This window comes from Amycolatopsis sp. MEPSY49 (genome assembly GCF_051337345.1).
Classification (GTDB): domain Bacteria; phylum Actinomycetota; class Actinomycetes; order Mycobacteriales; family Pseudonocardiaceae; genus Amycolatopsis.
Map to the genome: position 1 here is coordinate 553,962 of NZ_JBDLYJ010000003.1, position 13,743 is coordinate 567,704.

The 13,743-nt window shown below is 73.6% G+C and carries 1 protein-coding gene; it reads left to right on the top strand.

Features of this window, described 5'->3' with window-relative positions:
- Nucleotides 1-327: 327 nt before the first annotated feature.
- Complete coding sequence (locus tag ABFJ78_RS17100; RefSeq protein ID WP_436387327.1) at nt 328-13,692, top strand: type I polyketide synthase; 13,365 nt, start codon at nt 328-330, stop codon at nt 13,690-13,692.
- The last annotated feature ends 51 nt before the right edge of the window (nt 13,693-13,743 follow it).

Below are 13,743 nucleotides of genomic sequence, written 5' to 3' on the forward strand. Positions count from 1 at the left end.
CGCCCCATGTCTTGAATGACTCATTCAAGTCTTCGGAGGCCCTGAATGACTCATTCAAGACGTTGGGGCGGAACGCTGCGGACTGCGCCGGCGCGACTTTGCCGGGGCCCCGCCCTCCCGCGGCCCCACCCATCCCTGGGGGCTGACCCCGCTCCAGCGTATCGCCCACCACCGACAAAACAGCCCCGCGAACGCCGTCACCGCCGAGGTTGTCCACAACCACCCCGGCCTGTGGGCAACCCAGCTCCCAACCGCCAACTTTAGGGATTTGCGGGTCCCGCATGCGGTTCACTCGAGGCGACCACGCCGTGAACCCGGAGGTACCTGGTGGCACTGTCTGCGGACAAGGGCAACGACAAGGACAAGGTCGTCGAAGCGCTCCGGGCGTCCTTGCGGGACAACAAGCGGCTGCGCGACCAAAACGACCGGCTCACCAAAGCCGCCACCGAACCCGTCGCCGTCGTCGCCATGGGGTGCCGCTTCCCGGGCGGGGTCGCCGATCCCGACCAGCTCTGGGACCTCCTGAAGAGCGGCACCGACGCCATCGGCGGCTTCCCCGCCGACCGCGACTGGACCGCCGAGGAACTCGCCGGCAGCAACACCGCCGAGGGCGGCTTCCTCGACCACGCCGCCGACTTCGACCCCGGCTTCTTCGGCATCTCGCCCCGCGAAGCGCTCGCCATGGACCCGCAGCAACGTCTGCTGCTCGAAGTCGCCTGGGAAACCTTCGAACGCGCCGGGCTGGACCGAGACACCCTGAAAGCCAGCGACACCGGCGTCTTCATCGGCTGCAGCAACCAGGCCTATGGCTCCACCGACCTCGACGCCCTTCCCGACGAGGTCCGCGGCCACCTGCTCACCGGCAGCGCCGTCTCCGTCGCCTCCGGCCGGCTCGCCTACACCTTCGGCCTCGAAGGCCCCACCGTCACCGTCGACACCGCCTGCTCGTCGTCGCTCGTCGCGCTGCACCTCGCCGTGCAGGCCCTGCGCGCGGGGGAGTGCTCGATGGCGCTCGCCGGCGGCGTCACCGTCATGGCGACGCCCGCCGTCTTCGTCGAATTCACCAGCCAGGGCGGGGTTTCCGCGTCCGGCCGGTGCCGGTCGTTCGCCGACACCGCCGACGGCACCGGCTGGGGCGAGGGCGCCGGCCTGCTGCTCGTCGAACGGCTTTCCGACGCGCGCCGGAACGGCCACCCGGTGCTCGCCGTCCTGCGCGGGTCCGCCGTCAACTCCGACGGCGCCTCCAACGGCCTCACCGCCCCCAACGGCCTGTCCCAGCAACGCGTCATCCGCGCGGCGCTGGCCAACGCGGGCCTCAAACCGTCCGAAGTGGACGCCGTCGAAGCGCACGGCACCGGCACCACGCTCGGCGACCCGATCGAGGCGCAAGCCCTCCTGGCCACCTACGGCCGGGACCGCGAGCACCCCCTCCGCCTCGGGTCCGTCAAGTCCAACATCGGGCACACCCAGGCCGCCGCCGGCGTGGCCGGGGTCATGAAGATGATCCTCGCCCTGCGCCACGGCGAGCTGCCGCGCACCCTGCACGTCACCGAACCGTCCACGCAGGTCGACTGGACGCGCGGTTCGATCGAGCTCCTCACCGAGCACACCGCCTGGCCCGAGACCGATGGGCCCCGGCGGGCCGGCGTCTCGTCGTTCGGCGTCGGCGGCACCAACGCCCACGTCGTCCTGGAAGCAGCCGAGCCCGCGCCCGGGCGAGCCGAAGCGCCGCAAGGCCCGACGACGTGGTTGCTGTCCGCCCGCACCGCCGATGCCCTGCGCGCCCAGGCCGATCTGCTGCGCAAGACCGTGAGAGACGAGCCGCACGACGTCGGCCTGACACTGGCTACCCGCACCGCGTGGGAACACCGCGCCGCCGTGGTCGGCGACACCCTCGAAGACCTGATCCACGGCCTGGACGCGCTCGCGGACGCGACACCGTCGGCCGAGGTGGTCCGGGGCGTCGCGACACCGCCGGGCAAGACCGCCTTCGTCTTCCCCGGACAGGGCGCCCAATGGGCCGGGATGGCCGTCGACCTCCTAGAGCAGTCTCCGGTCTTCGCCGCGCGGCTCGCCGAGTGCGAGACGGCGCTCAAGTCCTATGTGGACTGGAAGCTGACCGACGTCTTGGGCGACGCCGAGGCCTTGGAACGGGTCGACGTCGTGCAACCGGCCTCTTGGGCCGTGATGGTTTCGCTCGCCGCGCTCTGGCAGTCGGCAGGAGTCCGGCCCGGCGCGGTCGTCGGGCACTCCCAGGGCGAGATCGCCGCCGCCGTCGTCGCGGGCGCACTGTCCCTGGAGGACGGCGCCCGCGTAGTCACGCTCAGAAGCAAGCTCATCGCCGAGAAGCTGGCGGGCAAGGGCGGAATGGCGTCGGTCGCGTTGCCCGAGGCCGAGATCGCCACGTGGCTGGACGGCCGGATCAGCGTAGCGGCGGTAAACAGCCCGGGCTCGGTCGTGCTGTCCGGCGAACCGGAGGCTCTCGACCAACTCGTCGAAGCCTGCGTGGCCGAAGGCATCCGCGCCCGCCGCATCCCGGTCGACTACGCGTCACACTCCGCGCACGTCGAGGCCATCGAGGACGACCTCCTGGCGGCACTCGCCCCGATCACCCCGCGTGAAGCCGCGATCCCGGTCTACTCCTCGGTGCTCGGCGACTGGGCCGGCCCCATGGACGCCGGTTACTGGTACCGGAACCTGCGCCAGACCGTCTTGTTCGACACGGCCGTGCGTGGCCTCGCCGAGGCCGGCTACACGACGTTCGTCGAGGTCAGCGCCCATCCCGTGCTCGCCGCGGCCGTCCAGGACACCCTGGACGAGCCCGTCGTCGCCGGGTCGCTGCGCCGGGGCGACGGCGGCCTGTCGCGCTTCCTGACGTCACTGGCCGAACTGTGGACGCGCGGCGCCGTCGTCGACTGGAAAGGACTCTTCCCCGGCGCACGGCCGGTCGACTTGCCCACCTACCCGTTCCAGCGCGAACGCTACTGGCTCACTCCGGCCCAAAAGGCGGCCGCGGCCGACGGTGACTTCTGGTCCGCTGTGGACAGTGGGAATGCCGAAGTCCTCGCCGGCTCCCTCGACGTCGACGCGGCGACGCTCACCGAAGTCCTGCCTGCCCTCGTCCAGTACCGCAAGCGCCGTCACGAACAGTCCGTTGTGGACAACTGGCGGTACCGGATCGCCTGGCGGCCCACGACTCCGCCCGAAGCGGACCTCACCGGCCGCTGGCTGGTCGTCGCCCCCGCCGGGCACCCGGCCGGCGATCTCGTCGACGGCCTGGCCGCGCACGGCGCCGAGCCGGTTCTGCTGACCGTCGAGCCCGGCGCCCCGCTCCCGGAGCTGCCCACCGAAGGCATCACCGGCGTCCTGTCGTTGCTCGCCTTCGCCGACGACGGCCTCTACGCCACCATCGAGCTGGCTCGGACGGTGACCGCGCCGCTGTGGCTGCTGACCCGCGGCGCCGTCTCCACCGGCCGCTCCGACCGGCTGACCAGCCCGGACCAGGCGCAGGTCTGGGGCCTGGGCCGGGTCGTGGCGCTGGAGCACCCGGACCGCTGGGGCGGCCTCGTCGACCTGCCCGAAACCCTCGACGACCGCGCGCTCGGCCGCCTGGCCCGGGTCCTCGCCGACGCGAAAGAAGACCAGGTCGCGATCCGCGCGGCCGGAGTGCTGGCCCGCCGCCTCGTCCCCGCCCCGGCCGGCCCGCCGCGAGGGGAGTGGCGGACCAGTGGGACCGCGCTGGTCACCGGCGGCACCGGCGCGCTCGGCGCGCACGTCGCCCGCTGGCTGGCCGCGGCCGGCGCCGGCCACCTCGTCCTGACCAGCCGCCGAGGACTCGACGCGGACGGCGCCGCCGAGCTGCGCGAAGAGCTGACCGCGCTCGGCGCCGAGGTGACCATCGCCGCCTGCGACGTCGCCGATCGCGACGCCCTGGCCGCCCTGCTGGCCGACGTCGAACCCCGTGTCGTCGTGCACGCCGCCGGGGTGGGCCGCTCGGCCGCGCTGGCCGACCTTGGCCGGGCCGAACTCGCCGAGACGCTGCGCGCGAAGGTCGACGGCGCGCGGAACCTCGACGAACTCCTCGAAGACGTCGACGCGTTCGTGCTGTTCTCCTCCAACGCCGGGGTCTGGGGCGGCGGTGGCCAAGCCGCGTACGCCGCGGCCAACGCCCACCTCGACGCCCTCGCGCAGCACCGCCGCGACCGCGGCCTGCCCGCGACGTCCGTGGCGTGGGGCGCGTGGGCCGGGCCGGGCATGACCGGCGACGCTTCGGGCGAACAGCTGCGCCGCCGCGGTGTCCGCGCGATGGACCCCGCGCTCGCCCTTACGGTGCTGCGGCAGGCCCTCGAAGCCGACGAGACCTTCCTGTCCGTCGCGGACATGGACTGGGCACGGTTCGCCCCCGCCTTCACCGCCGCCCGCCCGCGGCCGCTGCTCGACGAACTGCCCGAGGTCCGTCGGATCCTCGAGGAGACCGCGACCCCGGATTCCCCTGCTCAGCAGTACCTTTCCGGGCTGAGCGAGTCCGCGCGGGCCGAGGCGCTGCTCGACCTCGTCCGCGCCGAGACGGCCGCCGTGCTGGGCTATCCCGGCCCCGGCTCGGTCGAGCCCGACCGGGCCTTCCGCGACCTGGGCGTCGACTCGCTGATCGCGCTGGAGGTGCGCAACCGGCTCGTCGCGGCGACCGGGCTCAAGCTGCCCGCCGTCGTGCTCTTCGACCACCCGGACCCGCGGCGCCTCGCCGCGCGGCTGGGGCACGAGCTGATCGACGCCGGCCCCGTGGCGGCCGAGCGGCTCGTGTCCCGGGTGGACACCGACGACCCGATCGCCATCGTGTCGATGGCCTGCCGCCTGCCCGGGGACGTCCGGTCGCCCGACGACCTGTGGAACCTGGTCGCGGCGGGCGCCGAAGGCCTGACCCCGTTCCCGGTCAACCGGGGCTGGGACGTCGAAGGGGTGGGCGGGTTCGTCCACGACGCCGACGAGTTCGACGCCGCCTTCTTCGGCATCTCACCCCGGGAAGCCCTGGCCATGGACCCGCAGCAGCGGCTGCTGCTGGAAAGCGCCTGGGAGGTCTTCGAACGCGCCGGCATCGACCCGCGCTCGCTGCGCGGCAGCGCCGCCGGGGTGTTCGTCGGCTGCGGCACCCAGGGCTACGCGACCGGCCAGACCGAAGCGCCCGAAGAGGTCGAAGGGCACCTTCTCACCGGGAACGCCGGTGCCGTCGTGTCCGGCCGGGTGTCCTATGTGCTCGGTCTCGAAGGCCCGGCGGTCACCGTCGACACGGCTTGTTCGTCGTCGCTGGTGGCGCTGCACCTGGCCGCGCAGTCGGTCCGCTCCGGCGAGTCGTCGATGGCGATCGCGGGTGGTGTCACGGTGATGGCGACGCCGGGCGCGTTCCAGGAGTTCGGCAGGCAGGGCGGCCTGGCCGGCGACGGCCGGTGCAAGGCCTTCGCCGACGCGGCCGACGGCACCGGCTGGGGCGAGGGCGTCGCGCTGGTGCTGGTCGAGCGCCTCTCGGACGCGCAGCGGCTCGGCCACCCGGTCCTGGCGCTGCTGCGCGGTTCGGCGATGAACCAGGACGGCGCGTCCAACGGCCTGAGCGCCCCGAACGGCCCGTCCCAGCAACGCGTGATCCGCGCGGCACTGGCGAACGCGGGCCTCGCGCCGTCCGATGTGGACGCCGTCGAGGCGCACGGGACCGGAACGAGCCTGGGCGACCCGATCGAGGCCCAGGCGCTGCTGGAAACCTACGGCCGGGACCGCGAGCAGCCGCTGTGGCTCGGCTCGGTGAAGTCGAACGTGGGGCACACGCAGGCGGCGTCCGGTGTCGTGGGCGTGCTCAAGATGGTCCTCTCGATGCGCGAGGGGACGCTGCCGAAGACGCTGCACGTCGACCGGCCGTCGACCCGCGTGGACTGGACGACGGGCGAGGTCCGGCTGCTGACCGAGGCCCGGCCGTGGCCGTCCGGCGACCGGCCGCGCCGCGCCGGCGTGTCCTCGTTCGGGGTCAGCGGCACCAACGCCCACGTCATCATCGAGGAGCCGCCCGCGGTTCCCGCTGTCCACAGCGCATCCGAACCCGGACCGGTGCCGTGGGTCCTTTCGGGACGGACCGAACAGGCCGTCCGCGACGCGGTGCGCGGGCTCGCGACCGTCGACGGCGACCCCCTGGACATCGCGTTCGCGCTCGCCGCGCGTTCGACGTTCGAATACCGGACCGTCGTGATCGGGGAGGACCTCGGTGCAACGCCGATCGTCTCGGCCGAGCCGGGTAAGACGGCCTTCCTGTTCTCCGGCCAGGGTTCGCAGCGGATCGGAATGGGCGCGCAGCTGTACGAGCGGTTCCCGGTGTTCGCCGAGGCCTTCGACGCGGTGTGCGTGCACCTCGACACCGAGCTGGACCGTCCGCTGCGCGAAGTCGTCTTCGGTGATGCGGAACTTCTCGACCGGACCGGATACACCCAGCCCGCGTTGTTCGCGGTCGAGGTGGCGTTGTTCCGGCTGCTCGAGTCCTGGGGTGTGCTCCCGGACCACGTGGCCGGGCACTCGATCGGCGAGCTGGCCGCGGCGCACGTCGCCGGCGTGCTGTCCCTCGAAGACGCGTGCCGGCTGGTGGCCGCGCGAGCGGGCCTCATGCAGGCGCTGCCTGGGAAAGACACAGCGTCGCGAAGCGACTCCGTTGAGGGTGGCGGCGGGGGCAAGGGCGGAGGCGCGATGCTGGCCGTGCAGGCCACCGAGGACGAGGTCACCGCCGTACTGGGCGACGGCGTGAGCCTGGCCGCGGTGAATGGTCCCGAGGCCGTGGTGGTGTCAGGTGCCGTCGACGCGGTCGAACGGCACTTCGCGGGCTTGGGCCGCAAGGTCCGCCGGCTGACCGTCTCGCACGCGTTCCACTCGGCGGCGATGGACCCGATGCTGGCGGAGTTCGCGCGCGTAGCAGGTGGACTCACCTACACCGCGCCGAAGATCCCGCTCGTCTCCACAGTGTCCGGTCGCCTCGCCGGGGACGAAATACTGAGCCCGGACTACTGGGTGCGCCAGGTCCGCGAAACCGTCCGGTTCGCCGACGCCACCGACACCCTCGCCGGACTCGGCGTCACACGGGCGCTCGAACTCGGCCCGGACGGCGTGCTCTCGGCGCTGGCCGCCTTCCCGTCGGTGCCCGTGCTGCGCAAGGACCGCGACGAGTACCGCAGCCTGCTCACCGCGCTGGCCGACGCGCACACCCGCGGCCACACCGTGGACTGGGGCGCGGTTCTTCGCGCGGCACACCCTGGGTACGTCGCCCGCGCCGTCACCCTGCCGACCTACCCGTTCCAGCGCACGCGCTTCTGGCTGGAGAACCGATCGACGAAACAGCCGTCCCCGGTCGGGGAGTACGAAGTCAGCTGGCAGGCCGTCGCCGACCCCGGCGAGACCACACTGCCCGGAAACTGGCTCGCGGTGGTCCCGGCCGGAACGGACCCGCGCCTCCTCGACGACGTCCTCGAAGTCGACCCCGGCGACGATCTCGCCGGGTTGCTGCGCGACCGAGACCTCGCCGGTGTGGTGTCTACTTTGGACGTACAAGGTCAGCTCGCGCTGGTCCAAGCCCTCGGGGACGCCGGGATCGACGCACCGCTGTGGTGCGTCACCCGCGGCGCGGTCGCCGCGGCCGAGGGGGACGTGCCGGATCCGGCGCAGGCAATGGTCTGGGGGCTCGGGCGCACCGTCGCGCTGGAGCACCCGCACCGCTGGGGCGGTCTTGTCGACTTGCCCGCCGACGTCGACGACACCGTGCTCGCCCACCTCCGCGCGATCCTCAGCGGCGCGACCGGCGAAGACGAAGTCGCCCTCCGCGGATCCACGGTGCTGGCCCGGCGGCTCACCCGTCGCACGGCCCATCCGGTGACGTCGTGGCAGCCGCGCGGCACCGTCCTGGTCACCGGCGGCACCGGCGCCCTCGGCCGGCACGTCGCCCGCTGGCTGGCCGGCGCCGGTGCCGAGCACCTCGTCCTGACCAGCCGCCGCGGTCCGGACGCTCCCGGCGCGGCCGGCCTGCGCGAAGAGCTGACCGCGCTCGGCGCCCGGGTCGACGTTCTGGCCTGCGACGTCACCGACCGCGCGGCGCTCGCCGCGACCCTGGACACCGTCGGCGAGCTGACCGCCGTCGTGCACACCGCCGGGGTGCTGGCTGACGGCGTGCTCGAAGCCCTTACTCCGGCGCGGCTCGCCGAAGTCGTCGACGCCAAGGCGGTCGCGGGCCGGAACCTGCACGACCTGACCGCCGGGCACCCCCTGGACGCGTTCGTCCTGTTCTCCTCCTGCGCGGGCACCTTCGGCGCGGCGGGGCAGGGCAACTACGCGGCCGCCAACGCCTTCCTCGACGCGCTCGCCGAGCAGCGCCGGGCCCAGGGGCTGGTGGCGACGTCGATCGCCTGGGGACCGTGGGCCGACGGCGGGATGGCCACGGCGACGGCCGCCGAGGAGCACCTCGGCCGCACCGGGCTCGTCCCGCTGCGGCCCGAGCGGGCGATCGCGGCGCTGCGGGCCGCGGTCGAGAGCGGCGGCACGGCCGTCACCGTCGCCGACGTCGACTGGGACCGGTTCGCGGCCGCGCTCACCGCGCACCGCCCGAGCCCGCTGCTCGCCGGCCTGCCCGAAGTCCGGCCCGCGGCGGCCACGGATTCGCTGAAGGACAAGCTCGCCACCACGGCGGACGCGGAGAAGCTGCTGCTGAAGGTCGTGCGCGAGCAGGTGGCGTTCGCGCTCGGCCACCGCTCGGCCGACGACGTCCCGGCCGGCCGGACCTTCAAGGAACTGGGGTTCGACTCGCTGACCGCGGTCGAGCTGCGCAACCGCCTCGACACGGCCACCGGGCTGCGGCTCCCGGCGACGCTCGCGTTCGACTACCCGACCGCGACCGCGCTGGCGGCGTACCTCCGCGCGGAACTGCTGGGCGCGGTCGGCGAAACACCGGCGGCGGTGGCCCGGAACACCGACGAGCCGATCGCCATCGTCGGGATGAGCTGCCGCTTCCCGGGCGGGGTGCGCAACCCCGACGAACTCTGGGCTCTGCTCGCCGAGGGCCGCGACGCCGTGACGGAGTTCCCGGCCGACCGCGGCTGGGACACCGCCGCGCTCTACGACCCCGACCCCGACCACGCCGGGACGACGTATGTCCGCGAAGGCGGGTTCCTGGCGGGCGCCGACCAGTTCGACGCCGAGTTCTTCGGGATCTCACCCCGTGAAGCGCTGGCCATGGACCCGCAGCAACGGCTCCTGCTGGAGGCGTCCTGGGAGGCCCTGGAGCAGGCGGGCATCGATCCGTTGTCGGTGCGCGGCGCGCCCGTCGGAGTGTTCGCCGGGACCAACGGGCAGGACTACACCGCGGCCCTGCACTTCGGTGAAGAGAGCGTCGACGGCTATCTCGCCACCGGCAGCGCGGGCAGTGTCCTTTCCGGACGGATCGCCTACGAGCTCGGCCTGGAAGGCCCGGCGATGACGGTCGACACGGCTTGCTCGTCTTCGTTGGTCGCGTTGCACCTGGCCGCCCAGTCGCTGCGGGCGGGCGAATGCTCGCTGGCACTGGCCGGCGGCGTGACCATCATGTCCACGCCCGGCCTGTTCGTCGAGTTCAGCCGTCAGCGCGGCCTGGCGCCGGACGGCCGGTGCAAGGCCTTCGCCGACGAGGCCGACGGCACCGGCTGGGGTGAGGGTGTCGGCGTCGTGCTCGTCGAACGGCTCTCCGACGCGCGCCGCCACGGCCACCCGGTGCTGGCGGTCGTCCGGGGATCGGCAGTCAACCAGGACGGCGCGTCCAACGGCCTCACCGCGCCGAACGGGCCGTCGCAGCAGCGGGTCATCCGCGCGGCGCTGGCGAACGCGGGACTGGAACCGTCCGATGTGGACGCCGTCGAGGCACACGGCACCGGCACGACCCTGGGTGACCCGATCGAGGCGCAGGCGCTGCTCGCGACCTACGGCCGGGACCGCGAACAGCCGTTGTGGCTGGGTTCGATCAAGTCCAACGTCGGGCACACGCAGGCCGCGGCGGGGGTCGCCGGCGTGATCAAGATGGTGCTGGCCCTGCGCCACGGCGTGCTGCCGGCGACGCTGCACGTCGGCGAGCCGTCCCGGCACGTCGACTGGAACAGCGGCGCGGTGTCCCTGCTGACGGAGTCACGCCCGTGGCCGGAGCGCGAAGGTCCGCGCCGTGCCGGGATCTCGTCGTTCGGGGTCAGCGGCACGAACGCGCACGTCATCGTCGAGCAGTCACCAGAGCGCCCCAAGGCGGCCTTGGGTGCGTCAGACGCACCGAAGGCCGCCTTGGGTGCGTCTGACGCAACCAAGGCCACCTTGGGGCGCTTGGTGCCGTGGGTGCTGTCGGGTCGGTCGGCAGCCGCGGTTCGGGACCGGGCGGCCGCCCTGGCCGAGGTATCCGCGGACGAGGCCGAGATCGCATGGTCGCTGGTGAGCACCCGGTCCCAGTTCGAGCACCGTGCGGTCGTCCTCGGCGATCACCGCGATGGGCTGAGAGAGCTGGCCAACGACGCGCCCGGGTCGGCCGTGGTCACCGGCACCGCCGGAGCCGCGGGCGAGACGGTGTTCGTCTTCCCCGGCCAGGGCGCGCAGTGGGCGGGCATGGCCGTCGGCCTGCTCGACGAGCCCGTCTTCGCCGCCCGGCTCGCCGAATGCGCCGCCGCACTGGAACCGCACGTGGACTGGTCCCTGACCGACGTCCTGAGCGACGCGGCGGCCCTCGAACGGGTCGACGTCGTGCAACCCGCGTCCTGGGCCGTGATGGTGTCGCTGGCCGCGCTGTGGCGCTCGGCCGGCGTCGAACCCGACGCCGTCGCCGGACACTCGCAGGGCGAAATCGCGGCCGCGGTCGTCGCGGGTGGACTGTCCCTCGAGGACGGCGCGAAGGTCGTCGCGCTGCGCAGCAAGGCGATCGCCGCCGGGCTCGCGGGCCACGGCGGCATGGCCTCGGTCGCCCTCGACGCCGGCCGCGTCGCGGACGTGCTGTCCGACGGAGTCGCGATCGCGGCCTACAACAGCCCGACGTCGACGGTGGTCTGCGGCGACCCGGCCGCATTGGACGAATTGATCGCCCACTGCGCGGAAAACGACATCCGGGCCCGGCGCATCCCGGTCGACTACGCCTCCCACTCGGTCTACGTCGAAGGCATCCGCGACGCACTCCGGGAGGTCCTGACGGGCGTCCGGCCGCGCACCGGCGACATCCCGTTCTACTCCGCGGTGACCGCCGAACCGGTCGACCCCGCCACCCTCGACGGGGACTACTGGTACCGGAACCTGCGCGAGCCGGTCCGCTTCCTCGACACGACCCGGACGCTCATCGAGCGCGGACACCGGTTCTTCGTCGAGGTCAGCGCCCACCCGGTGCTGCTGAGCGCGATCCAGGAAACTCTCGACGACACGCCCGGCGTGGTCGTCGGGACGCTGCGCCGCGGCGAAGGCGACCCGCGCCGCTTCCTGACCTCGGTCGCCGAGCTGTGGACGCAGGGGCACGCCGTCGACTGGCCGGTGTTCGTCCCGCGGACGCCCACCGTCAGCCTGCCCACCTACCCGTTCCAGCACCGGCGCTACTGGCCGAAGCCCGCGCAGCCCACGACGCCGGCCGGGAACCCGCTCGACGAGCAGTTCTGGGCGGCGGTGGACCGCGAGGACGTGACGTCGCTCGCCGGCACCCTCGCGATCGCACCGGAACCGCTCGGCGACGTCCTGCCCGCGCTCGCGTCCTGGCGGCGCACCCGCGTCGAGCAGTCCACAGTAGACAGCTGGCGCTACCGGATCGCCTGGAAACCCCTTGAGACAACCGAACGGCCCCTCACCGGTGCGTGGCTGGTCGTCACGCCGGAAGGTGGCGAGCACCCCTGGCTCGACGCGGCGCCGCTGATCTTCGAGACCGCGGTCCGGGTGACCGTCGGCGACACGGACCGCGCCACGCTCGGCAAGCGCCTGGTCGATCTCGCTCGGGTGGACGGCGTGCTCTCGCTGCTGGCGCTCGACCCGGCCGGGCAGCGCGGCGTCGCGAACACGCTGCTCCTGACCCAGGCACTCGGTGACGCCGGGATCACCGCCCCGCTGTGGCTCGCCACGGCGGGCGCGGTCGCCACCGGCCGAGGCGACACGGTCACCGACGCCGGACAGGCCCAGGTCTGGGGCCTCGGCCGGGTCGTCGGCCTGGAACACGCCGACCGCTGGGGCGGCCTGGTCGACCTGCCCGAGACCGCGGACGAGCGCGACCGGCGGCGGCTGGCCGGGATCCTCGCCGCGGCGGGCGACGAGGACCAGGTCGCGATCCGGGCGTCCGGGGTGCTCACGCGCCGCCTGGTACCGGCCCCGCTCGGCGACGGCGCCCCGGCCCGCGACTGGCGGCCGGCCGGCACCGTGCTGATCACCGGCGGCACCGGCGGGGTCGGCGCGCACGTCGCCCGCTGGCTCGCCGGCCGGGGCGCCGATCGGCTGGTGCTCACCAGCCGCCGCGGCGAAGCGGCGCCCGGCGCGGCCGAACTCCGCGACGAACTGGCCGCGCTCGGCGCCGAAACGACGATCGCCGCCTGCGACGTCGCCGACCGCGCGGCCGTAAAGAGGCTGCTCGACGGCCTGGCCGAAGCGGGCACGCCCGTGCGGGCGGTGTTCCACGCGGCCGGGATCGTCCAGGGCACCGCGCTCGACGACACCGAACCGGCCGAGTTCTCGGAGGTGGTCAGGGCCAAGGTCGACGGCGCCACCCACCTCGACGAACTCCTCGACGACGTCGACGCGTTCGTCCTGTTCTCCTCCAACGCCGGCGTCTGGGGCAGCGGCGGCCAGGGCGCCTACGCGGCGGGCAACGCCTTCCTCGACGCGCTCGCCCAGCGCCGCCGGGACCGCGGGCTCACCGCGACCTCGGTCGCGTGGGGCGCCTGGCAGGGCGCGGGCATGGCGGGCGACCACGACGCCGAGGAGCACCTGCGCCGCCGTGGCGTCGGCGCGATGCCCCCGGAGCGGGCGCTGCTCGCGCTGGGACAGGCGCTCGACCGCGACGAAACCGTGCTCACCGTCGCCGACGTCGACTGGGACCGGTTCGTGCGCGGGTTCACCGCCGCACGGCCGCGGCCGCTGCTCGACGACCTGCCCGCGGTCCGCCGGGCCCTCGAAGCCCAGCGGGCCGAACCGGAGGCGACGCCGGAGTCGTTCACGGGACGGCTGACCGGCCTGCCGCCGGTCGAGCAGGAGCGCGTGGTCCTCGACCACGTCCGGGATGCCATCGCCCGCGTCCTCGGGCACGCGGGCGCCGGCGAGATCGACGCGCAGCGGCCGTTCAAGGAACTCGGCTTCGACTCCCTGACCGGGGTGGAGCTGCGCAACCGCCTGCGCGCGGCGACCGGGCTGAAGCTGCCCGCCACCCTCGTCTTCGACCACCCGACGCCGTCGGCGCTGGCCGGCTTCCTGCGCGCGGCGCTGGTCGGCGAAGAAGTCTCGGTGCTGACCGAGCTCGACCGGATCGAAGCGCTGGTTTCAGGGGTTTCCCCAGAGGATGCCGCCTTTGGTCAAATCACCAGCCGCCTTCGGACCATGCTGGACAAGCTGGGGGAAGCACGGGCGTCCGACGGCCGGCCGCGGGTCGCCCAGCAGCTCGAAGCCGCGACGGACGACGAAATTTTCGACTTCATCCACCGGGAGCTAGGCAGGTCGTGATGCCCGCGCCCTCGGTGGACCGCACGAAAGACCACAAGGGCGAGGGCGCTG